The organism is Vibrio sp., from assembly GCF_047973365.1.
In the GTDB taxonomy this organism is placed as follows: Bacteria; Pseudomonadota; Gammaproteobacteria; order Enterobacterales; family Vibrionaceae; genus Vibrio.
The window spans coordinates 18,389-42,094 of record NZ_JBKEBW010000022.1 but is presented as its reverse complement, the minus strand read 5'-3'; the positions used below and the strand labels follow the sequence as shown (position 1 = coordinate 42,094).

The window sequence follows — 23,706 nt, the reverse complement described above, 5'->3', positions numbered from 1 at the left end:
CATGCTAGTCACAAGGACTAACTAGATGACGTGAATAACTATAACCGCTCCTGAGCAACAAATTTTGAAATAGATCAATTTTAATGTGATTTTTTAAGATCAATGAAATTAATTCTATTAAAAAGCTGTTTTAAGCATCTATTTCCTGACTAACACGACAGAGCCACAGGAGTCTCGGGGGTCAATGACAGAAATATTGGCGAAGAAACTGGCTAACCATACTGTCGATAACGGTAACAATAAACAAAGATAATACGATGCTCTCAGCAATCATTGCTAGCTTTAGTGATAAAGGATCAGTGAAATCCTCAAATTCAACCAGAACACAGTGAATTCCTCGGCTAACCCCAGCTAAATAACCCATCTTAGCTGACAATAAACCCACCAATTGTATGGGTTTATTGCATTTAAGTTAGAGCTAAAGCTCTAATAAATCGCGATTTCTTACAAATTCATGTCAGTTATCCACCATTTCTGTAATTTTCTCGACCAATTAGACAATGGTCGGATTTCTATATTGTAGACTAGATACTAGGATCAGCCCCCAACTGAGCAATTGCTCAAAAAAGCCCATTAGAGGCTAATGCCAATCAGTTAAGAGAATCCTCGTTCCCATGCTCTGCGTGGGAATGCATATCTGACTCACAGAAAGTCAGATTAACTGCCTATTTTGGCTTTGGTATGCATTCCCACGGGGGACCGTGGGAACGAGAATTATGTCTTTTTGAGCTTAACTGACAAACATTACCCATTAGAGGCTATACAAAAAAAAGGAAACACTAATGAACAAGACGCGTCTGTTTCAACGTTCGCTATTAGCAGTGACAGTAACTTTAGCTACGCAGCAAGCTATGGCTGCTGGCTTCCAGCTCAACGCTCAATCAGCAACTGGCCTAGGCCGTGCATTTGCTGGTGATGCTGTAATCGCAGATAACGCTTCAGTAATGGCGCGTAACCCTGCAGCAATGGCACTTTTCGACAAAATGGAACTATCGCTAGGTTTCGAGTCGATTACGACTATGATTGAAGTGAAAGATGCTAGCTACACTGTTCCAGTTCTTGGAGCTAGTGATGTAGATAGTACTGATGATGTTGGTAGCACATCAATCGCACCGAACATCCATCTTATCGTTCCAGTAAATGAAAAATTTGCTTGGGGTATAAATGCATACACTAACTTTGGCACAAAAACCGAATTCTCTGATAATTATACAGCTCAAGAATACGGCGGTTTAACCGACGTTAAAAGTGTAAACTTCGGTCTTGCTGGCTCTTACCGACTAAACCAACAACTTAGCTTTGGTGCAGGCTTAGACTTGATCTACGGTCAAGGAACATTCAAGCGCTCTACCAGCTCGTCCCTAGAAACCATTACTAGTGGAACTCTTTCGCAAGGTACATCGTTGGTAAATATCGATAAGGCTGATGGTTGGGCAGTTGGATTTAACTTAGGTACCGTTTACGAACTCGATGAAAATAACCGCTTTGGTTTTGGTTATCACTATAGCCCAGAGTTCAAAGCAAAAGATGACAACGGTCAAGAAATCACTCTACCACTACCTGATATCGCAGAGTTTTCAGGTTTCCACAAAATCGAAGATACCTCGTTTGCGGTTCACTATAGTGTTCAATGGATCGGTTGGAGTGCATTCGACAAGATTGAAATGCGTAACTTACAAGCAGGATCGCTTGCAGGTAAGTCATATGACAAACAGTACCAATGGCAAGATGGCTGGCATTACTCGGTTGGTGGTACTTACTACCTAAACAGTGATTGGACGCTACGTGCAGGTTATATGTATGACACTAGCGCTCAAGATGAAATGACTTCAATCTCTGTACCAGACTCTGATCGTCAGTGGTTATCTGCTGGCTTCTCTTATGCAATTGACAATGCATCTAATGTAGACTTTGGTTTCACTTATCTAATTGGTAAAGATACCCAAGTCGATGAATCTGTAACCGCTTTAAGTACCAGTGTTTCTGCGACAACTCGCGCTGATGCGATCATGATGGGCTTACAATACAGCCGCTCTTTCTAATAAAGAATTAGCAACAACATCGCTGCTAAAGGGCTGGTTTTCCAGCCCTTTTCTATTTCCTAACACGACGGCTTAATTCATTTAAGCGAACACTTGTGTTATGAAATAGCTATTACCACCTACACGTGTACGCTGAAAAACAGTTACCACAAAAATATAACCAGTTAATTTATCCATATAATAAATTTATATAGCATATTATTCTTAATACAGTTCGCAAATAGATTTACGTTATTCATCTGTTGTGTTCGCTTTTAGACTTTGCCGTTCAAATTTTAAAAAATTCAGCGAACATAAGAATGAAAACACACAAGACTCTCCTTACTTTAGCAGTGGCCGCTAGCTTAGCTAGCGTATCAACTTTATCTCAAGCAGCAGGTTTTCAACTTGCTGAATACTCAGCAACGGGATTGGGTCGCGCATACGCCGGTGAAGCAGCGATGGCAGACAATGCTGGCGCTCAATGGCGTAACCCGGCAATGCTGACTTATCTAAAAGGTACACAGGTTTCAACTGGCGCTATTTATGTTAATCCAAACATTGATGTACATGGCGACGTGACATTAGGCAGCTCTTCAACTGGTGCTGAATCGAATGATTATGCCAACGACGCTGTGGTACCGAGTTTTTACCTATCACACCAAATCAACGACCAACTGGTATCAGGCGTTGCATTCGGCACAAATTACGGTATGGAAACAGAACTAAGCTCTGACTTTGCCGCAAGCCACTTCGGTAACGAAGCGATGGTTAAAACCATGGAAGTGAACGCTAACCTGGGTTATCAGCTAACAGAAGCGGTGAGTATTGGTGGTGGCGTCCGTTATGTGATGGGCGAAGGTCACTTTGGCGCTACCGCTCCAGAAAATAACGCCTACCATTTGCCACAAGGTACTACTCTAAAATATATGGAAGGTGATGATACGGCATGGGGCTGGCAAGCTGGCGCTGCATGGCAAATCAACCCAAACAACCGTATTGGCGTCTCTTATAAGTCAGAAGTCGATCTAAAATTGTCTGGCACTGCGAAAATCTTCAATGGCTCAACCGTACTCAATGATAGCGGTTATATGATCCTGACCATGCCAGCAAGCGCAGAACTGGCGAGTTTCCATCAATTAACAGAAAAACTCGCTATTCACAGCAGCATTAACTGGACTGACTGGAGCAGCTTCGAACAACTTGAAGCCGAGTTGAATAAATTAGGCACTCAAATGGTTAAAGAGGAAAACTGGGAAGATAACTACCGCTTCGCAATCGGTGCAACTTACCAGTTAGATGCAAAACTAGCTCTACGCAGTGGTGTTGCTTACGACATGGGTGCGGTAAGCGGGCAAAACCGAACCATCACCATCCCAGAAACAGATCGCATCTGGTTAAGCCTTGGTGCTGGCTATAACGTCACAGAGCAGCTTACTGTCGATGCTGGCTTTACTTATATTGTGGCAAAAGATGCATCAATTAAAGAGTCACGCGGTTATGAATCGGATGACAAAGCAGCAGCCGTTGGTGGCTCATTTGTTGGTCAAACAACCGGTAGTGTTTGGCTACTCGGCGTACAAGCAAGTTACCGTTTTTAATCGCACGCTTACATAATTTAAGAGACCAGTATTCACGACTGGTCTCTTTTTTAATTCCTTGCTTTTGCTCTGTGTTTGCTCACGCCTCGTTAAGCTATCATAGTCATAACGATCAGATTGAAAAAAGGGAATGGTTATGCCCAGCGATGATGTAAAACAAGAGCGTCACAAAGCGCGCCAGCAGAAAGTGAAAGAAAAAGTGGATGCCCGCGTTGCCGCAGCTCAAGAAGTGAAAGGGTTGTTGTTGGTGATCACTGGCAATGGTAAAGGAAAATCCACTTCAGGATTTGGTACTATTGCCCGCGCCGTTGGACACAATAAGAAATGCGCCGTCGCTCAGTTTATTAAAGGAACGTGGGACAACGGTGAACGAAACTTGCTTGAGAAGTTGGGGGTTGAGTTCCAGATAATGGCAACCGGCTTTACTTGGGATACACAAAACAAAGAAAGTGATACGGCTGCGGCGCAGATAGTCTGGCAAGAATGTAAACGCATGCTTAAAGACGAGTCTATCGATGTCATCCTGTTTGATGAACTGACCTATATGGTTAATTACGGTTACATTGAACTGGATGAAGTTGTCGCAGCGCTTGAGAGTCGCCCCCCTATGCAGTCAGTGATCATTACAGGCAGAGCCGCTCACCGCACTTTGATTGATTTGGCAGATACCGTTTCAGAAGTGAAGAACACCAAACACGCTTTTGAAGCGGGCGTAAAAGCATTGCAAGGCATTGACTGGTAGTTAATTCCCCTCTCTAACACCCCCTCAACTGAGGGGGTGTACCAACAGAAAATTAGTTAAACAGGCCTTTCAGTAAGCTATCAACCACTTTCTTGGTATCTTCGTTTTTGATCTTATCGCTCAATTTTTCGATACCTCGATCCACTTCTTTTTTCGCTTTCTGTTTGAGAACATCGTCAAATACTAATTTGTATTTAGGATCAGACCATTTACCGGAGATATTCACCGGAATAGTCACATCACGCAGTTCATCAACATCTTTGCCACCTTGACCTTTCAGCGATCCGACAACGGATGTGCTTAAAGTAAAGTCTACCGTCTCATTTAAGTAGTTGGCTTTACCCTGACCTCGAATACGCAGTGCTGGTGACTGCATCTGCAAATCATCCGTCGTCACATTACCTTTGTCCAATTTCAGTGTCGCTGTCATAGCGCTGAAATCGGTTTTCTTCACTTGGTCCGCTTCTGTGGTATCGCCACCAGTAATTTTGGCGTAGTTGGTGCGTAACATATGCGCGATGTTGATACCATTGACAGCACCATCGGCAAAATTGATTGCCACAGTACCAACAAGGTTCTCCTGAATTCCTGTAGGCGTTAAGCTTTTACCTTGCACGTTAACGTCGATGTTACCGGTACCTTCAAGCATATCGTTATCAAGCACATCCACCAGCATAGGTTGTACTTTCACCCCCTTAACCGATTTCTTGATCGTATAAGTCGCCGGTGTTTTTCTTGCGTCCACCACCGCTGAAGCGGCAACACTTCCTTGATATAAATTGGCAGTCAACGATTTCAGCGTTACCAGCCCACGGTTAACCACAAAATCGGCTTTCACTTGCTGCATTTTTGCATTACTCGCTTTGAGCTTATCAATAGTAATGTCACCCGCCACATCCAATGTTTTCAGTGCAGAAAGATCAGGTTCCACTTCTTGTTGACTAGTGGTTATTGGTTTAGCTGGAGAAGCTGTTGGTTGAGCACTGCTATCCGATGGTTTAGCGTTAGTTGTTTGCTCTGTACCTAGCAAGGCATCCACATCAATATCTGGACTATGCAGGCTAAATCTAACTTGCGGAATATCGTCAAGGACAACATTGAGCTTGCCGTCAAACTGCAATGCATTGGCTGTCAACTGCGCAAGAACAACATTGAGAGTGCTTTTGCTGATATCAAAAGCAATATCCGATTGCATGCCGACTTGCATTGGTGATTGAGGCAATGCCGCACCTTCTAAGTTCGCCTCCAGTTTGAACCCATTGGCCGCAACTTTAGTGATTTCTTTGTTCACCACTAATGAACTTGAGCCTTTGGCATCCAACATCATGTCGGCGGCCTTACCCTTTACAGAAAATTCCAGTGTGTTGGGTTTGTCGAAATCAAACGTTGCCAAAGCTAACTTCGCCGATTCAATATTGTTTGATTGATCGCTAAAGCTCGCATCAACAGCGATATTACGCAGATGATACTCAACAAAATCACTGGTTAACTTAATCTCAGCATTCGCAGCAGCAGCAAATTTCTGCTGGTTATTGGTTCCCTTCGCTGAAACTTTTACCGATGTCCACTTCTCAACCTCGAATTCATCGATCTGCAACTGAACATCGTAGAGCTTTGTTGTGGTACCCGCTTTATGATCTTGGATATCTAACAGCGCATTGTTTACCGTTACTCCGGCCAATTGAATTGACCAGTCTTGAAGGCTATTACCTTGAGCGGCATTATCAGACGACGACGAGGTATCACCAGACGAAGCGCTATCTTGAGGTTGCGTTGAAGTTTGAGATTCAACCGCGTCTTGCGATGTTTTTGCCTGAGTCAAACTGTCTAGGTTGGTTGTACCATCTTTGAGCGTTTCAAAATAGATTTCCGCGCCATCAAGCTGGATATTGCCAATCACTAGCTGCTTGTCCAGTAGTGGCATCACAGAAACATCAACACCAACGTTGTCGACTTTAAACAAATTGGGATGGGAAAAACCTTCAGGGTTTTTCAGCTCGGTTTTACCTATGTCAAAGCCGATAGAAGGGAAAAATTGCCAACCGATATCCCCTTCGATAACGAGGTCGAGCCCGGTTTGCTTTTTCGTTTGTTCAACAATTAGCGGCTTGAACTGATTAGGATTTACCAACAAAACAAGTGCTGCAACCGCGCCTAAAACGACGACCAAAAGTACAGCAACCAAGAGCAACAGTTTTTTCATCTGTTTTATCCTTGCTTGAAAACATCAACACCCGTGATTAACCGATGCTTTTTAATCGGTTAATCAATGATATAGATATAAAAAAAGTGGCACTTAAAGTGCCACTTTTCAGTTAAAAAATAAAGTCGGCTAATGCCAAGCATTAGTCAAAATTATGATTTTAGCAATTTTGCGATGTGTGCTTTTAATACATCAATAGCTATACGGTTTTTTCCACCACGAGGAACGATAATATCAGCATATTGTTTTGACGGTTCAATAAACTGGAGGAACATAGGACGAACCGTTTTTTGATATTGCTTCAATACTGAATCCATAGTACGACCACGATCTTCCACATCACGCTTAACACGGCGCAATAGGCAGATATCTAGTGGCGTATCCATAAATACAGTGACTTGCATCAGTTCACGCAGACGTGGATCCGTCAGCAGCAGAATACCCTCTAAAATAATGACTTTCTTTGGCGTCATTGTCTTGGTGTTATCTGTTCGAGTATGCTCTGTGTAGCTGTACTCTGGAACGTCAACGGCTTGACCGTTCATCAATTGTGTTAGATGTTCACACAATAAATCATGGTCCAACGCACTTGGGTGGTCGTAATTGGTTTTAACACGCTCTTCCATGCTCAGTTGGCTTTGGTCTTTGTAATAGCAATCTTCCGTAATCACACCAATTTGGTGGTCACCCACTTTCGCACTCAGTTCATTGTAAATGGTGCTCGCTATCAGGCTTTTACCAGAAGCTGATGCGCCGGCGATACCAACGATGACGCATTGATTATTATCAGACATGTATGTGCACTCGATACGTGTATTTGGGGGATAAAGTTAAACCGCCTGATTATAGGGAGTTAAAAAAAGTTATACCAGTTTGCATTTGCTTTAAATGTCAGGAATTTCTGATATTGGACAATAAAAAGTCAGAACAAACGATTACATCCGCTCTGATCGATTTAATCAGCATTGATATCTTATATCCCCGCCCTCAGCGGGCGAGGGTTTACGGCGAAATGGCTAACCGCCACTATTCCATCATGTTTACTATTCCACCATAGTAAACATGATGGACTCTGGTTTAACCTTTCCCTGCCAATACATAGATGCACAGACCCTTCCGGCTAATTGAATGTATTCGGCGGTATGCTCACTTTCTGGACGTGAGACGACCGTTGGTTTACCAGCATCAATATCTTCACGCATACTGATGTGCAGCGGAATTTGCGCAAGCAACGATAACCCAAACTCATTGGCGAGGGTCTGCGCACCACCACGACCAAAGATGTGCTCCTTTTCACCGCAATGGCTACAGATGTGATAGCTCATATTCTCGACCATACCAATAACCGGAACATCCACTTTGTCAAACATTGCCGCACCTTTACGAGCATCCGCCAATGCCAAATCTTGCGGTGTGGTAACGATAAGAGCACCTGTCACCGGAATTTGCTGCGAAAGCGTCAGTTGAATATCACCGGTACCCGGTGGCATATCAATCACCAAATAATCTAATTCTGGCCATTCTGTCTCATTGAGCAGTTGCGCCAATGCTTTCGACGCCATAGGACCGCGCCAGATAGTCGCGTCTGACTTATCCACCAGATAACCGATAGAATGCGTGTAGATGCCATGCGCTTTGATTGGCTGCATCCATTTATTGTCACGAACTTCTGGTTTGGCATCGAGTTGTCCCAACATCATTGGTACCGAAGGGCCATAGATATCGGCGTCAAGCAAACCGACTTTGGCACCGCATTTGGCAATCGCTAATGCTAAGTTTACCGCCGTTGTTGACTTGCCCACTCCACCTTTGGCTGAAGTCACCGCAATAATGTTTTTCACCCCACGCACTTCTGCAGCGACGTGAGTCTCTAGCGCTTTAGGGCTGATAACAACCTCATAGTGGAAAGAAGGTACTTCACCTGACTGCTGCTGTTGGCTAATCCAACTTGAAAGATCTTCAGCTAAAGAGCATGAGGCAAAAGGAAGTGTTATTTTAAAACCTTGAGCTTCAACCGAAACAATGTTTGCTTGCGAAGCCCACTCAGGGATAAGAAAAGGATGCTGAAATTGGTTTAACCAATCACAAAAATCTTGCTTTGAACTGAATTGACGCATAGGTCCTCCTTGTTTGCTCTATGCTACCACCAGCGAAGCCAGTACTGAACCCTGAAAAAACTAAGGCAATCACAGCTTTGATACCTTGGAGTTAGGTGGCTCATGGGGTAGTATTACCCATCAAATTTTTATACCTATCAAGAAAGCGAATATTAAGTATGGCAAACGATCCAAGACTCTCTACCGCAAGGAAATTGCTGGTAACTTGTGCCCTTCCGTACGCTAATGGTTCGATCCACTTAGGTCATATGCTTGAACACATCCAAGCTGACATCTGGGTTCGCTACCAACGTCTACGCGGCAACACTGTAAACTTCATCTGTGCTGACGATGCTCACGGCACGCCAATTATGCTAAAAGCACAACAGATGGGTATGACACCAGAAGAGATGATCGCCGTTGTTAGTGAAGAACACCAAAAAGACTTCGCTGGCTTTGATATCAGCTTTGACAACTACCACAGCACACATTCAGATGAAAACCGTGAGCTGGCTTCACACATTTATCTAGAGCTGAAAAAGAACGGTTTTATTTCTAGCCGAACTATTTCTCAATTGTTCGATCCTGAAAAAGAGATGTTCTTGCCAGACCGTTTCGTAAAAGGCACTTGTCCTAAGTGTAAGTCAGAAGACCAATACGGCGACAACTGTGACGCTTGTGGTGAGACCTATAGCCCAACTGAGCTTATCAATCCTAAGTCTGCAGTTTCTGGTGCTACGCCAATCATGAAAGATTCTGAGCACTTCTTCTTCGACCTGCCTCAGTTTGAAAGCATGCTAAAAGAGTGGACTCGTTCAGGTTCTCTTCAAGCTGAAACCGCCAACAAAATGCAAGAGTGGTTTGAGTCTGGCCTGCAACAATGGGACATCTCCCGCGATGCACCTTACTTCGGTTTTGAAATTCCAGGCGAAAAAGGCAAGTTTTTCTACGTTTGGCTGGATGCACCGATTGGCTACATGGGTTCATTTAAAAACCTATGTAACAAACGCAGCGATTTAGATTTCGACGAATACTGGAACAAAGACAGCAAAACAGAGCTTTACCACTTCATCGGTAAAGACATCGTTTACTTCCACAGCCTATTTTGGCCTGCGATGCTCGACGGTTCTGGTTTCCGTAAACCAAACAACGTATTCGTTCACGGCTATGTCACCGTTAACGGTGCGAAGATGTCTAAATCTAAGGGCACTTTCATCAAAGCAAGTACTTACTTAGAGCATTTAGATCCAGAATGTCTGCGTTACTACTACGCTGCGAAGCTCAATAACCGTATTGACGATCTAGACCTTAACCTTGAAGGCTTCACTCAACGTGTCAATGCTGATGTGGTTAACAAGATTGTCAACCTTGCTTCTCGTAACGCAGGTTTCATTGCTAAGCGTTTTGCTGGCAAGCTTTCAGACAACTTTGCTGAACCAGAACTTTATAACGAATTCGTAGCCGCGGCTGACCGTATTGCCGAGCAATTTGAAGCTCGTGAATTTGGTCGCGCGATTCGTGAAATTACGGCACTGGCAGACAAAGCGAACCAATACGTGGATGAAAAAGCACCTTGGGTTGTTGCCAAACAAGAAGGTCAAGATCAAGAACTGCAAGATATCTGTTCTGTCGGTATCAACCTGTTCCGCGTACTTATGACTTACCTAAAACCGGTCATGCCAGAGCTAGCTGCTCGCAGTGAAGCATTCCTAAACCAAGAATTAACTTGGGAAGGTATCGCAGCTCCGTTAACGAGCCATGAGATCACAGCGTTTAAGGCACTGTTCAACCGTATCGATCCTAAGAACATCGAAGCGATGATCGAAGCATCGAAAGAAGATGCAGCCGCTGAAGTCGCTGCGAAACAAAAAGCAGAAGCTGCCAAATTTTCTAAAGAAAGTGCAACTGAGCTAAGCAAAGACCCGATTGCAGAAGAAATCGAATTTGATGACTTTGCAAAAATTGACCTGCGTATTGCCAAAATTGTTTCATGCGAAGCGGTGCCAAAAGCAGACAAGCTACTGAAATTCCAGTTAGATATTGGTGGTGAAATGCGCCAAGTATTCTCTGGCATTAAAGCCGCTTACCAACCAGAAGAGTTAGTCGGTAAGCTTACCGTGGTGGTTGCCAACCTTAAGCCTCGTAAGATGAAATTCGGTATGTCTGAAGGCATGATCCTAGCCGCTGGTCCTGGTGGCAGTGAATTATGGATTCTAGAGCCACACGAAGGCGCTCAGCCTGGTATGCGTGTGATGTAATTGCCGCTTAAAGCAAACTTTTTAAAAGCCCTAGCGTGATTCGTTAGGGCTTTTTTGTTCATCGCTAGGTCTATTAAAAAACTAAATTTAGTCCTGCCATTGATGTAGGACTTAATTTGGCTTAAATTTAGTTCAAGCGTTTATCAAAGAGGAAGCGACCAAACATGAGAACAGAAACAGTAAGTTATTTGAAAAAAAATGCGGCAGATTTGCCAGTCAATGAACCGTTAGTAATTACACAAAATGGTATACCTAAATATGTTGTTGAATCTTATGAAGATAAAAGACAACGTGATGAGGCAATCGCTATGATGAAGTTAGTCACTTTTGCTAAGCAAGATGTCACTAATGGTCGTGTAAGTACTCTCGATAGTCTTAAAAATCGTTTGTCAGAGCGACGAACAAAATTGGATGGAGAGAACAATAACCATGACAAAAAAACCAGTTAGTATTTACACAACAGAGACCTTTGAAAAAACGCTTGATAATGTCATCACTCACTATAGTCAGTGGAATGATGAAGCAGTGATTATCGAGCGTGTTGAGGATGCATTAAGAGAGTTCGAACAACAAGTTAGTGAGCAGCCCTATTCGTATTCACGTAACCCTGAGCTAATGAGTTTAGGTGTTAATTCGGTTCGTAACGTAAACTTCAAAGGTTTTCGTTTGCTTTACGAGGTAAATGAGTATGAAGACGAGGTGCGTATTGATTTGTTGCTCTTTTTAAGCACTAAACAGAGCGTTGAAAAGCAGCTTATAGACTATTGTCTGTTCCAAAATTTATAGTCATCTGAAGTAATAAGTGGAAACCCACTATCGGATGACACGTAACTTTGAGAGTTTAACCGCTCCAAACGGTTAAATGCTCATTCCAAACTGTCCATAATTGACCGCCCCTGAACTTTCAGTTTTTTTATGAACCAGTTCACACTTTTAGTTCAATTTGCACATTAATGGTGCGAAATTTCAATTGATTAAACTTTAACCTATTGATTTAAAAAGAAATAAACCTTGGCATTAAAGCTGCAATTCCTTTAGTAAACAATAAAATCCTTTCACTGGTTGACGCACAGTTGCAGCGGTTGTGTCTCAACGACAAGGTAGCAACAAGGAGTTGGTTATGTTTGTCATTGTCTCGATGCTGATCTCAATCGGCATACTTGGTTTGATGTTCTTCTATTCAAAGCAAAGAGAATCAACTTTGCAACGTAAGTACGAACTTCTTATCGATCTTCGGCAACTATTATATCTGAGCCGCCAACATCGCAGTGCGACTCACCACGCACTGATGTTTGGTGAGAAAAGAGATGCAGAGCTGAGCCATTTACAAGATTTACTGCACGAAAAATCAAACCACCTGATCTCAACTTCACACTTCGATAACAAACCTATGTATCGCGTACTGCAGCTTAAACTAAAAGCGTTGATGAATAACTGGCAGGACAGAAGTGTGTCCCGCAATCAGATGATGCATGGCAAAGCGATTCGCCACTGCATGTTTTTGATGGATGAAGTGATGCTGGCTTGGTTGGTGGAGTCAAACCGAGAAGATTTAAGCAATGAGTACCACATGAACTGGCAACAAGTGATCGATTCGATGGATACTCTGACACAATTACGAATTGCTATTGAAGATATGCATACCCAGGATGGTTCAGCACGTTTACGTCATTACTGCGATTTATTGCGACGTAAACTCAATCAGCTTGCATTGATTAGCCCACTTTCAATTGCATCTCCAGCATGCTCTAAAGCCATGCATCTATTAAGTGAGCTCCATGAGAATCCAGCTTTCGACATCTCTCAAGAGCAGCTATATCAACTGACTTCAGATGTGTCGCTAAGTATTGCCCATGTTTACGACCAAATGCTGGCGGATGTGAGTGAAAGCCTCTACATCCCTTTACCAAAACTCATCGTTGCATGATGAACGAAAAACGCCATACTGCAAAAAGTATGGCGTTTTACAATGTGCTTCTTGTCTAAGTTGTTATAAATTCAAGCTCTAAAGCATCTTACGAGCGGCTTCAACTACCACTTTAATTGAACGAGCTTCTGTCTCTTTAAGCGTTGCGTGATCTGGAATTTCTTTTTGAGTACGGTTGATGATAACGCCAGCCACACAACCGGCTTTCAAACCGGAACTTGCACACATAGTCAGTAGCGTTGCAGATTCCATTTCAAAGTTCAGTACGCCCATTTCTTGCCACTCTTTCATTGAACCCTGGAAGCGCTTAACCACACGACCAGTGAACGTGTCATAACGCTCCTGACCCGGGTAGAAGGTATCACTTGAAGCGGTAATACCCATGTGAACAGCCGCGCCGCTCTCTTCAGCTGCTTGCTTCATCGCAATCGCCACATCAAAATCAGGTACGGCAGGAAACTCCATTGGAGCAAAGTGAAGGCTTGCACCATCAAGACGAACAGAACCTGTGGTCACAATCATGTCACCAACATTAACATGTGGCTGAATAGCACCGGTGGTGCCAACACGTAAGAAGCTACGAACGCCGAGTTGTGCCAACTCTTCCACCGCGATAGAAGTTGAAGGTCCACCGATACCCGTTGAACAAACAACAACGGACTTACCGTCTAATTCTGCACGGTAAAGCGTGTATTCGCGGTGGCTTGCTAGAAATACAGGGTTATCCATCAGTTCTGCAATTTTTTGTACACGTGCTGGATCACCCGGGATGATCGCAAGAGTGGCGCCATTAAGATCAGCTTCGGTAACACCAAGATGGAATACGGCTTTAGACATAAGTTGCTCCTTCATGTGGCTTATTCAGCTCATAAATATAATTAGGTACAGCACAACTTTAGCTTACTGCACAAAGTTATAGAGTGACAATAATCACACCAATGAAAGCAAATAACACTTTCGTTTCACCATTAAGAGATTCGTATCACATAAAATGGCGATATCGACTATTTTTAAAGCAAAAAAAGACACAGTTAATTTCTGTGCCTTCAGCTATCAGTTTCAGCTGAGAATATCGGTTTCAACTGCGAAACTCGTCGTCATGTTTATACAGGATGCTTAAAACAGTTAGCTAACGTTTTTCCTATCGCACGTAATACATCGCGTCGTGTAATGATTCCGACTAACTTGCCGCTATCTACCACTGGATACACTTTCGGTTTGCCGACTTTCATCATATCAGCCAGTTCTATGACCGACATCTCAGGTGATACGGAAAGGACCTCTTTGTGCATACAGTCACTTACGATATGAGTGTCTTGGCAGAAATAACTGACTTTGACCAACTTATCGAGCAGATCCTGTTCAGAAAGAAAACCAATCACACGCTCTTTGTCATCGATGACCGGTCCACCTAAGTGATCAGAACGAATCACCTTATCTAATGCGGCAGACAAAGACATATCAGGAGTAAAGGTCACCGCTTTTACGGTCATATAATCTTTTACTTTTAGTGAATCCATTTCAGTCTCCTTAGATTCCTTACGTAAAGGGGGCTAATACTCTAAGTGTTGACTAATTTCTTGATTTTACTAAATGGGAATCACCAATTATTTCGATAGTTTTAAACTATTAGCGCAAATAACATCGATTGTTTGTAACTTTGAAACAACTTCATTAGCCCGAAAACACTACTTAGCCCAACGAAGCGCAGCTTTAGCATCCGATTCACGAGAGTCTATCCAGCGAGCGCCCTCGTCGGTTCTCTCTTTCTTCCAAAATGGAGCTTTAGTTTTTAAATAGTCCATGACAAACTCACAAGCTTCAAAAGAAGCCGAGCGGTGAGCACTACTTACGCCGACAAAAACCACTTGGTCGCCAATATCGAGATCGCCAATACGGTGAATCAAGCGCAGTTGAAGTAACGGCCAACGTAAATTCGCCTCTTCACAAATTTCGTTAAGGGATTTCTCAGTCATGCCAGGGTAATGTTCTAAGTGCAACCCAGTAACGTGATCACCTAAGTTCATGTCACGAACTTTGCCAATGAAAGTCACCACCGCCCCTGCATCTGTACCAGACGAAAGTGTTGCATATTCCTGTGCAACGCAGAAGTCTTCTACCTGAACCGAAACATATGCGTTCATCGTTAACCTCCCGTTACTGGTGGAAAGAATGCGACTTCATCACCATCTGTCAGAGGAAAGTCCATCGGTACAATGGACTGATTCACCGCGGCAAGCAGCTTACCTGACTCTAAAGCCAAAGCCCATTTATCCGACTGCGCGGCAAGATGAGCACGTAAATCTTCGACTGAAGCAAACTCATGCTCTAGTGTCAGTCCATCACAATCAACCAACTCTCTCGTTTGGGCAAAAAACAACACACTAATCATACATCTACCTTAAAGTGACCTGACTTACCGCCCGTTTTTTCCAGCAAACGAATTTGCCCGATCACCATATCTTTCTGCACCGCTTTACACATATCGTAAATCGTTAACGCTGCCACAGAAGCCGCCGTTAAGGCTTCCATTTCAACACCTGTTTTTCCGGCCAATTTACATACCGATTCAATCCGCACTTTGTTTTCCGCTGCTATCGCTTCGAGCTGAACTTCTACTTTAGACAGTAACAAAGGATGGCAAAGCGGAATTAAATCCCATGTTTTCTTTGCTGCCTGAATACCAGCGATACGCGCCGTAGCAAATACATCACCTTTGTGATGTTGACCAGAGACGATCAGTTGCAACGTTTCTGGCGCCATATGCACAAAAGCTTCGGCACGCGCTTCTCTTACTGTTTCCGCTTTGGCAGAAACATCCACCATGTTCGCTTCACCCGAAGCGTTGATATGAGTGAATTGGGTCATAATTGTTCACTCTTATAAATGCGGCATAAAATTACATGGGCGATGGCTAGCATCTAGCTGTTGTTTGATAATTTTTGTCCAGCCAGTGCGACATGCGCCTGTTGAACCTGGCATGGCAAAAATAACCGTATGGTTTGCAAAACCAGCCACTGCGCGTGATTGAATGGTAGACGTGCCAATCTCTTCATAAGAGACCATGCGGAACAGCTCACCAAAGCCTTCCACTTCTTTGTCAAATAGAGGCTTTAACGCTTCAGGCGTGCTGTCACGAGAGGTAAAACCAGTACCACCAGTGATTAATACCGCTTGAACTTTTTCATCAGCAATCCACTGCGAAACGACCGCACGGATTTTGTACATGTCATCAATCACGATTTGCTTGTCTGCCAAATGGTGACCCGCTTCTTGAAGTTGCTCGGCAAAGTAGCGACCAGAAGTATCATTTTCTTCTGTTCGCGTATCTGAAACGGTTAGAACTGCGATATTTGCTGGCTGAAATTTGCTTTCTGCGTGACCCATTTGCCCACCCTAATGTAATTTTCTAGTTCGTTAATTTAATTAGACTAACCTCGAAAGCCTGACGCTTTCGCGATGTAATCTGAATACCAATAATCTGAATATCAATAAACAGCGGCCTCTGTTAACCGCCAGTACTAATTTTAACCGCCAATAGAAGCTAAATGCGGCGTCATACCTGTGTTTCCCTGTTGAAGAAAATGGCTGACGGATTTGTTTTGTAACTGCATCTGAATACGCGCGATCAGCTCTGCTTCTTGTGCGTCTTGTTGTAATAAATCTCTGAGATCAATACCTTGCTCGCCAAACAGGCAGAGATGAAGTTTGCCAAGAGCAGAAACTCTCAGACGGTTACAGCTCTCACAGAAATTCTTTTCGTACGGCATGATAAGACCGATTTCCCCCAGATAATCGGGGTGAATAAAGACCTGTGCGGGACCATCATTGTGCTCTTTTGCCTTTAGAATCCAACCATTGGCAATCAATTGGTTACGAATAGTGACACCAGAGATATGATGCTGAGTAAACAAATCATCCATTTCACCGGTTTGCATCAGTTCAATAAAACGCAATTGGATTGGGCGATGTTTAATCCAGTTCAGAAATAGTGGAAGTTCGTTGTGGTTACGATCTTTCATCAACACCACATTCACTTTGACTTGCTGATAGCCAACTTCAAACGCGCGATCGATACCGGCCATCACTTGATGGAAGCGGTTTTCACCGGTGATTTGCTGAAACATTCTTGGATCTAAGCTATCAACACTGACATTGATATGAGTCAGACCGGCCTCTTTCCATTCTGCAACGCCCTTTTCCATCCGATAACCATTGGTCGTGGTAGCGATTTTTTTTATGTTCGGTTTGTCAGCTACTATACGAATAATATCGGTAAAATCTTTGCGTAACGTCGGTTCACCGCCAGTAATGCGGATTTTTGAAGTACCGCAATCAGCAAACGCATTCACCACACGATTGATTTCAGGAAGGGTTAAAAAAGATGAGTTTTTGCTGCCCGACGGTTTATAACCATCAGGCAGGCAATAAGTACATTTGAAGTTACATACATCGGTAACTGATAGGCGCAAATAATAAAATTTACGCTGGAATTTATCTTCGAATTGTTGCGCCAAGGAACACCTTTCCAAATACGGGAGGCACAAGCATTTCCACTTATGCCCTTGTGACAACATGCCACTGGCTTATTCATCATATTGCTTATAACGTATGCTTATAACGCATTGCTAACTTAGATGAGCAAGCTCGGAGTTATGGCAGCCGGTTAGCAAGTGAGAAACTTATCTAATCAGCGACTACTGAGTGTAAAATACTGAAAAAATCGTCATGTTTCTAGTAAATCAGTTACAAAAGAAAACCAATGTCCTAATTTACCTCCAAATAAGTACATGTCGTTATCGGTATCCTGTACATTCTAGTATATCCAAGTAACTTGCGTGGTGAGCTAGCTCATACCAGAGCAATAATGACTTCTATTGAACCTAGCTATATCAAGGATTAGAAGAATAAAAACTATGAATTTATATCAAGATAAAAAAGTGGTTGCGATAGGCGGTGGTCATGGGTTAGGACGCATTTTAGCTGCGTTGAAACATTTTGGTTCTAACGCAACTGGCATTGTGACAACCACTGACAACGGTGGGTCGACAGGACGTATTCGTCATTGCCAAGGTGGTATCGCATGGGGCGATACTCGTAATTGTATTAACCAGTTGATTACCGATCCTTCCATCAGTTCGATGATGTTTGAATACCGTTTTAAAGGCAGCGGCGAACTCGATGGTCATAATCTGGGCAACCTAATGTTAACGGCATTAGATAACTTATCCGTGCGTCCTCTGGATGCCATTAACCTTATCCGAGCTATGCTCAAAGTCGATGTCAATATCATTCCGATGTCTGAACACCCTTCTGATCTCACCGCTTTGGCCACCAATGGTCAATGGGTTACCGGTGAAACCAGTGTCGATGAAATGGAAGATGATCTGTTACGCCTTGATCTTGAACCCACAGTACCAGCAACCCTAGAAGGCGTGGAGGCGATTGCTCAGGCAGATGCCATTATCCTTGGTCCGGGCAGTTTTCTTACCAGTATTATGCCGCCTTTGCTGTTACCGAAAATTGGTCAGGCAATATTCGGCAACAAACAAGCCAAAGTGATCTTTGTGGAAAACTTATCACCAGAATATGGCCCTGCTGGGCGCATGAGCTTAAAGCAGAAACTGGAGTGGTGTGAGAGAGCCTGTCAAAACCGCAAGATTGATGCGGTACTGGGTCCACAAGAACATCCCGACCTAAAAGAGAGATGGAACTGTATCACTCGCGATTTAGCATCACCAAACCGCGATTGGCGTCATGACCGAGACAAATTACGTCTGGTCATCGAAGAACAGCTAAACGGTTAACGACCGCAATGAACAGCTTGTTCATTTACCTGATTAATCCTAGGTAAAAATATGATCAAATTGAGCATTGGTGGAACAGCGAATGGGCATCGAACACAAACACACATAAACCCTTCCATGGGGCTCCGCTGAGCCATCCTTGGCTCAGAAGGTTTGCTTATCGATACCCATTCACTGATCCGAAATTTTTCTAGAACGGTATAACTGCTGATAGTAGCCGTGAGTCTGATTGAGAATATCGACCATATTCGCGGCTTCAATCCCTTCATCAAAGTGTTCACCTAACTTTGCTTTTGCATCGATGTCGAGCGCTTTAGCACAAAGCTTATCAGCACCAAAGCTGGCAGCACTACTTTTTAGCGCATGACTAATATCTTTAAGGTACTGAGTTTTATCGGTTAACTCATCACCAGTTAAACTCTGTTGATAAGCGACCAGCTCGCCAAGAAAGATTTCAACCAACAGAGGAACGTTTTCCCCGCCAATTTCTCTCGCCAATTTATCTATTTTGCCCTGATTTAGCACTTCCATCACGACTTACTTTCCTTCTCTTTTTCATTCCACGTTTGTAGTTTTCGATAAAGGGTTGAAGGGCTAACATCCAGATAACCCGCCGCTTTAGGAATGTTACCATCACACGCTTCTATCGCTTTTTCGATCGCCTGTTTCTCTATCATCCAAAGAGGAAATATTTCATGAGCACTTATCGGAGCACTGATTGGCATTTCAACCGATTCAACACGTTGCTGAGGTACGTTCAGCGGTGGTGGTAACATCTCTTTCAATATCTCTTTACCATCATTCAAAACCACCACATTGCGCAATACGTTCTGCAATTGTCGGACGTTACCCGGCCACTCATAACGTCTAAAGCGTTCAACCACTTCGGGTGACAAACGCACAAAGCCTTTGCCTTCTTCTTTGGACATATAACCTAACAACGAATAAGCAATTTCGATCACATCATCGCTACGCTCACGTAAAGGTGGCAGATGTAAAGGAATGACATATAGGCGGTAATACAAGTCTTGCCTAAAACGCCCTTCCTGCACTTCTTTCCATGGGTCACGGTTGGTTGCACAAACAAATCGTACATCGACACTTTTCATTTTTGAGAAACCCACTTTTTGAAATGTTCCGGTCTGAATAAAACGCAGCAATTTTGTTTGCAATTCTAGATCCATCTCGCACAGTTCATCGAGAAATAGCGTGCCACCGTCTGCCAATTCGGCTGCACCTTGGCGATCTGAAGCTGCGCCAGTAAAGGCGCCTTTTACGTGACCAAACAGTTCGCTCTCAATCAGATCTTTAGGAATCGCAGCACAGTTAATAGCAATAAACGGCTTATCGCCTCGTTTACTCGCGGCATGAATCGCTTCAGCACACACTTCTTTACCAGTACCGCTCTCGCCCGTAATAAAGATGCTCGCCTTACTGGTTGCCGCCGAGTCTATAGTACGATAAACCGCTTGCATGGTTTGGCTACTGCCAATAAAACCTTGATAGTTTTGGTTATTAATACCATCTACATCATTTTTCAGCTTACTGGCTTTGCGAATGGCATTGTTTACCGTGACCCGTAATCGGTCTGCTTCGCAAGGCTTAATCAAGAAGTCCTGAGCACCGTGCCGCATCGCTTCTACTGCCGTATCAATCGAGCCGTGAGCGGTCATAAATATGACCGGAACATCAGGTGATTTCAGTTTCACTTCGTGTAAAACGTCCATACCCGTCATATCTGGCAGCCGAAGATCAAGAAGAATCAAATCCGGCTCACGCGCGGCAATACTTTCAATTGCTTCGCGCCCTGTGCCGACGATATTGATGTCTATTTCAAGTGGAGTGAGATAAGAACGATACAACGCCGCAACGGATGCCGTATCTTCCACCATCAATAAGTACTTTGCCTTTTGTGGTGTGTAATTGTGTTGCATAATCTAGCCATTTATTATTTGCATTTTGCTTGATGATTGCATTAGAAGTTGCATTTTGCAAACAAGCTGCAGCAAAACCATATATTTAGTATGAAAATCAGCCCATATCAGCATGTCATACATGGCACACTAAATGCTAATTTCATAGTGACCCTAACGGGTCACCTAGCCAACTGACGTTGTTAGTGAATATGATATTCACAAAATTACAGCCAATAGAGCGATTTCTATTGGCTATTTTTTACCCAACATTTTCACCAATAAATGGCTAAGAATTGGTAATAAACTGCTTTCTTAACTCTTCAATCTGATCGCGTGTTTTCGCCGCTAACTCAAACTCTAAGTTTTGCGCATACTTGTACATTTGACCTTCAAGCTTACTGATCTCTTTATCCAATTGCTGCGGCGTCAAAGAACCATAATTTGCGGCATCTTCAGCAACTTTAGACAACGCAACCACTTTGCTCGTTTTCTGTTTGCGAGATTTAGCAATGTCGCCAATCTCCATAATGTCTTTGATATTACGTTTTAGCGCCTGAGGTTTAAGCCCCATCTCTTCGTTGTACGCATGTTGTTTTTCACGACGGCGATCAGTTTCATCCATCGCCTTTTTCATCGACTTAGTAATGCTGTCTGCGTAAAGAATCGCTTTCCCTTCGATATTACGTGCCGCACGACCAATGGTCTGTATCAGTGAACGCTCTGAGCGCAAAAAGCCCTCTTTATCCGCATCCAAAATAGCCACCAGCGATACTTCAGGCATGTCTAAGCCTTCACGCAGCAAGTTAATACCGACGAGAACATCAAACTCTCCCAGACGTAAATCGCGGATAATTTCGACCCGTTCAACAGTATCAATATCCGAGTGCAGATATCTGACTTTCACGCCATGTTCATGCAGATATTCGGTCAGATCTTCTGCCATACGTTTGGTTAACGTTGTGACTAACACCCTCTCGTCTTTCGCTGCACGAATGCGGATCTCCGAAAGCAAATCATCCACTTGCGTTGACACTGGGCGAACTTCAAGTTGTGGATCTAATAAACCGGTCGGGCGTACAACCTGATCAGCTACTTCACCGCCAGATTTTTCCAATTCATAGTTACCCGGTGTCGCAGAGACAAAAATCGTTTGTGGTGCCAGAGCTTCGAATTCTTCAAATTTGAGCGGCCGGTTATCCAACGCTGACGGCAGACGGAAACCAAATTCCACTAATGTCTCTTTACGCGAGCGGTCACCTTTAAACATCGCACCGATTTGCGGTACCGTAACGTGTGATTCGTCAATCACCAACAAACCATCGTGCGGCAGGTAATCAAACAGTGTCGGTGGTGGTTCACCCTCGTTACGACCACTCAGGAATCGAGAGTAGTTTTCAATGCCGGAGCAAAAACCTAATTCGTTCATCATTTCAATATCGAACTGGGTTCTTTGTGTAATGCGCTGCTCTTCCAGTAACTTGTTGTTCTCAAGCAAATATTTGCGACGCGATTCAAGTTCGACTTTAATGCTTTCAATCGCTTCCAAAATCCGTTCACGCGGAGTGACATAGTGGGTTTTCGGATATACCGTAAAGCGAGGCAAATCTCTTTGCTTGATCGCACCCGTTAATGGATCAAACAGGCTGATACAATCAACTTCATCGTCGAACATTTCCACACGCACCGCATCTTGGTCTGATTCGGCAGGGAAAATATCAATAACTTCGCCACGTACACGGAACTGGCCACGTTCGAACGCCACATCATTGCGTGAATATTGAAGCTCAGCGAGTCGACGTAACATATCTCGCTGATCAATTACATCTCCTCGACGCAAATGAAGCATCATTTTCAAATAGGAATCGGGGTCACCCAGACCATAAATCGCAGACACAGACGCAACGATAATGGCATCTTTACGCTCAAGCAGGGCTTTAGTCGCAGAAAGACGCATTTGTTCAATATGAGCGTTAACCGAAGAGTCCTTCTCAATGAAGGTATCTGTGGTCGGTACGTAGGCTTCTGGTTGGTAGTAGTCATAGTAAGAAACGAAATATTCGACAGCATTGTTCGGAAAGAATGATTTCATCTCGCCATAAAGCTGAGCGGCAAGAGTCTTGTTCGGTGCGAGCAAAATAGTCGGTCGCTGAGACTGAGCGATAACATTCGCCAGAGTAAATGTTTTACCTGACCCCGTGACACCTAACAGTGTTTGATGAGCCAATCCGGCTTCTATTCCTTGCAAAAGTTGTTCTATGGCTTGAGGCTGATCGCCGGACGGACGATAGTCTGATACCAATTCAAACGCCTTACTCATTACGCATTCTTCCTGCAATCTTTACTCGGAGGTGTAAAACAGAGAGCTATTGTCGCTGCTTGGATTGCAGCATGGCAAGTCATAATTACCAATCACAAAACCAATCCATAGAAATCAACAATTAACCTCACAGAAAAACATTAATGAAACAAATGTAAATTCACAAATCAAACTTGTGTTTCAGATCTATCAGAGCAGAAAAATAGTATTCGCATCTATCTTGGAAGTTTGTTAACATCACTGCCCCGCCGAGTTATATCTGTTTAAAATTCCAAAAAATTAATCCACTGGTTTTCCCCAAAATATTTATTTTTAACATTAACTTTACTTTATTACTCTTATCTCAAAGCTGATTAAACAACAGTGGATAACCAGATTTACACAAACAAATTCAATCAGTTATCAATTTAATACAATCGATTACATTTAAATTTCTCACTTAAATAGCCACAACCAAAAAGATTGCTCAAGTTTCATTAACACACTTATCCACAAATTTGGTGGATAAGTAAATCCAACTCAATACCCATAAGGGGTACAGAAAAGTAAACTGTTTTTTTTGAAAAAAATCGCTAATTTTTGCAGTGTAAAGGTTGACACTCTCCGCCCCTCTAAGTAACATCCGCTCGCGTAATGCAATTCCCCCTTAGTTCAGTCGGTAGAACGGCGGACTGTTAATCCGTATGTCGCAAGTTCAAGTCTTGCAGGGGGAGCCAAATTCCAGAAGAAAGACGTCCTAGGACGTCTTTTTTTGTATCTAAACCTAGCTATTTCAAGGGATTGCATTCTCTTAACGTCTTTTCCTGACTCGTACTAGC

Annotated in this window: 22 protein-coding genes, 1 tRNA gene and 1 riboswitch; of the genes, 9 read left to right on the top strand and 14 right to left on the bottom strand. The window is 43.3% G+C overall.

Features of this window, described 5'->3' with window-relative positions:
* Positions 1 to 181 precede the first annotated feature (181 nt).
* Entirely contained in the window at positions 182 to 376 is a 195-nt protein-coding gene (locus ACK5MF_RS03685) for a hypothetical protein (protein ID WP_416919482.1), read from the bottom strand.
* Positions 377 to 782: 406 nt separating this feature from the next.
* On the opposite strand from ACK5MF_RS03685, the gene ACK5MF_RS03680 reads away from it, so the two are divergent.
* From ACK5MF_RS03680 to cobO, 3 genes are all read left to right on the top strand, one after another.
* Positions 783 to 2,042: an outer membrane protein transport protein gene (locus tag ACK5MF_RS03680; protein ID WP_416919480.1), complete on the top strand. Its 1,260-nt coding sequence runs from the start codon at positions 783 to 785 to the stop codon at positions 2,040 to 2,042.
* Between the two features lie 299 nt (positions 2,043 to 2,341).
* Positions 2,342 to 3,622, top strand: coding sequence for an outer membrane protein transport protein (locus tag ACK5MF_RS03675; RefSeq protein WP_416919478.1), 1,281 nt, complete (start codon positions 2,342 to 2,344; stop codon positions 3,620 to 3,622).
* Between the two features lie 136 nt (positions 3,623 to 3,758).
* A complete protein-coding gene (gene cobO, locus ACK5MF_RS03670) occupies positions 3,759 to 4,364 on the top strand; it encodes a cob(I)yrinic acid a,c-diamide adenosyltransferase (protein ID WP_416919476.1) in 606 nt (201 codons plus the stop codon).
* Between the two features lie 52 nt (positions 4,365 to 4,416).
* Here the strand turns inward: cobO and ACK5MF_RS03665 are convergent, their stop codons facing one another.
* The 3 genes from ACK5MF_RS03665 to apbC form a co-directional block, all read right to left on the bottom strand.
* On the bottom strand, positions 4,417 to 6,567 hold the full coding sequence (locus tag ACK5MF_RS03665; protein WP_416919474.1) for an AsmA family protein: 2,151 nt from the start codon (positions 6,565 to 6,567) through the stop codon (positions 4,417 to 4,419).
* Positions 6,568 to 6,719: 152 nt separating this feature from the next.
* Positions 6,720 to 7,361: a uridine kinase gene (gene udk / locus ACK5MF_RS03660; protein ID WP_416919473.1), complete on the bottom strand. Its 642-nt coding sequence runs from the start codon at positions 7,359 to 7,361 to the stop codon at positions 6,720 to 6,722.
* A 249-nt stretch (positions 7,362 to 7,610) separates the two neighbouring features.
* On the bottom strand, positions 7,611 to 8,684 hold the full coding sequence (apbC, locus tag ACK5MF_RS03655) for an iron-sulfur cluster carrier protein ApbC (RefSeq protein ID WP_416919471.1): 1,074 nt from the start codon (positions 8,682 to 8,684) through the stop codon (positions 7,611 to 7,613).
* 158 nt (positions 8,685 to 8,842) lie between these two features.
* Here apbC and metG point away from each other — a divergent pair, with 158 nt between their 5' ends.
* The 4 genes from metG (at position 8,843) to ACK5MF_RS03635 (ending at position 12,848) form a co-directional block, all read left to right on the top strand.
* The gene (metG, locus tag ACK5MF_RS03650) at positions 8,843 to 10,921 is read left to right on the top strand and encodes a methionine--tRNA ligase (RefSeq protein WP_416919470.1); all 2,079 of its coding nucleotides are present in this window, start codon (positions 8,843 to 8,845) and stop codon (positions 10,919 to 10,921) included.
* A gap of 164 nt (positions 10,922 to 11,085) precedes the next feature.
* Entirely contained in the window at positions 11,086 to 11,370 is a 285-nt protein-coding gene (locus ACK5MF_RS03645) for a type II toxin-antitoxin system Phd/YefM family antitoxin (RefSeq protein WP_416919468.1), read from the top strand.
* Positions 11,351 to 11,707: a type II toxin-antitoxin system RelE/ParE family toxin gene (locus ACK5MF_RS03640; RefSeq protein WP_416919466.1), complete on the top strand. Its 357-nt coding sequence runs from the start codon at positions 11,351 to 11,353 to the stop codon at positions 11,705 to 11,707. Before ACK5MF_RS03645 ends, ACK5MF_RS03640 begins: the two co-directional genes overlap by 20 nt.
* Before the next feature lie 334 nt (positions 11,708 to 12,041).
* Positions 12,042 to 12,848 carry a hypothetical protein gene (locus ACK5MF_RS03635; protein WP_416919464.1) on the top strand — a complete coding sequence of 269 codons (807 nt, stop codon included), beginning with the start codon at positions 12,042 to 12,044 and terminating at the stop codon, positions 12,846 to 12,848.
* A 78-nt stretch (positions 12,849 to 12,926) separates the two neighbouring features.
* On the opposite strand, the gene udp is transcribed toward ACK5MF_RS03635, so the two are convergent.
* From udp to moaA, 7 genes are all read right to left on the bottom strand, one after another.
* Positions 12,927 to 13,685, bottom strand: coding sequence for a uridine phosphorylase (gene udp / locus ACK5MF_RS03630; RefSeq protein ID WP_416919462.1), 759 nt, complete (start codon positions 13,683 to 13,685; stop codon positions 12,927 to 12,929).
* A 266-nt stretch (positions 13,686 to 13,951) separates the two neighbouring features.
* Complete coding sequence (locus ACK5MF_RS03625) at positions 13,952 to 14,368, bottom strand: CBS domain-containing protein (RefSeq protein ID WP_416919460.1); 417 nt, start codon at positions 14,366 to 14,368, stop codon at positions 13,952 to 13,954.
* 168 nt (positions 14,369 to 14,536) lie between these two features.
* Positions 14,537 to 14,992, bottom strand: coding sequence for a molybdopterin synthase catalytic subunit MoaE (gene moaE / locus ACK5MF_RS03620; RefSeq protein ID WP_416919458.1), 456 nt, complete (start codon positions 14,990 to 14,992; stop codon positions 14,537 to 14,539).
* A 2-nt stretch (positions 14,993 to 14,994) separates the two neighbouring features.
* A complete protein-coding gene (gene moaD, locus ACK5MF_RS03615; protein ID WP_416919456.1) occupies positions 14,995 to 15,240 on the bottom strand; it encodes a molybdopterin synthase sulfur carrier subunit in 246 nt (81 codons plus the stop codon).
* On the bottom strand, positions 15,237 to 15,716 hold the full coding sequence (gene moaC, locus ACK5MF_RS03610) for a cyclic pyranopterin monophosphate synthase MoaC (protein WP_416919454.1): 480 nt from the start codon (positions 15,714 to 15,716) through the stop codon (positions 15,237 to 15,239). Before moaC ends, moaD begins: the two co-directional genes overlap by 4 nt.
* A gap of 12 nt (positions 15,717 to 15,728) precedes the next feature.
* Positions 15,729 to 16,235, bottom strand: coding sequence for a molybdenum cofactor biosynthesis protein B (gene moaB, locus ACK5MF_RS03605; RefSeq protein ID WP_416919452.1), 507 nt, complete (start codon positions 16,233 to 16,235; stop codon positions 15,729 to 15,731).
* Positions 16,236 to 16,375: 140 nt separating this feature from the next.
* On the bottom strand, positions 16,376 to 17,365 hold the full coding sequence (moaA, locus tag ACK5MF_RS03600; protein WP_416919450.1) for a GTP 3',8-cyclase MoaA: 990 nt from the start codon (positions 17,363 to 17,365) through the stop codon (positions 16,376 to 16,378).
* A riboswitch (molybdenum cofactor riboswitch) is annotated at positions 17,353 to 17,513 on the bottom strand. It overlaps the preceding gene by 13 nt.
* Positions 17,514 to 17,764: 251 nt before the next feature.
* On the opposite strand from moaA, the gene ACK5MF_RS03595 reads away from it, so the two are divergent.
* A complete protein-coding gene (locus tag ACK5MF_RS03595) occupies positions 17,765 to 18,655 on the top strand; it encodes a YvcK family protein (protein ID WP_416919448.1) in 891 nt (296 codons plus the stop codon).
* A gap of 171 nt (positions 18,656 to 18,826) precedes the next feature.
* Here the strand turns inward: ACK5MF_RS03595 and luxU are convergent, their stop codons facing one another.
* From luxU to uvrB, 3 genes are all read right to left on the bottom strand, one after another.
* A complete protein-coding gene (luxU, locus tag ACK5MF_RS03590; RefSeq protein WP_416919446.1) occupies positions 18,827 to 19,189 on the bottom strand; it encodes a quorum-sensing phosphorelay protein LuxU in 363 nt (120 codons plus the stop codon).
* Complete coding sequence (gene luxO / locus ACK5MF_RS03585; protein WP_416919444.1) at positions 19,186 to 20,589, bottom strand: quorum-sensing sigma-54 dependent transcriptional regulator LuxO; 1,404 nt, start codon at positions 20,587 to 20,589, stop codon at positions 19,186 to 19,188. The genes luxU and luxO overlap by 4 nt, the downstream gene beginning before the upstream one ends.
* 268 nt (positions 20,590 to 20,857) lie before the next feature.
* Positions 20,858 to 22,888: an excinuclease ABC subunit UvrB gene (gene uvrB, locus ACK5MF_RS03580; protein ID WP_416919442.1), complete on the bottom strand. Its 2,031-nt coding sequence runs from the start codon at positions 22,886 to 22,888 to the stop codon at positions 20,858 to 20,860.
* A 640-nt stretch (positions 22,889 to 23,528) separates the two neighbouring features.
* Between uvrB and ACK5MF_RS03575 the strand changes: the two genes are divergently transcribed.
* A tRNA-Asn gene (locus tag ACK5MF_RS03575) sits at positions 23,529 to 23,604 on the top strand.
* Positions 23,605 to 23,706 lie beyond the last annotated feature (102 nt).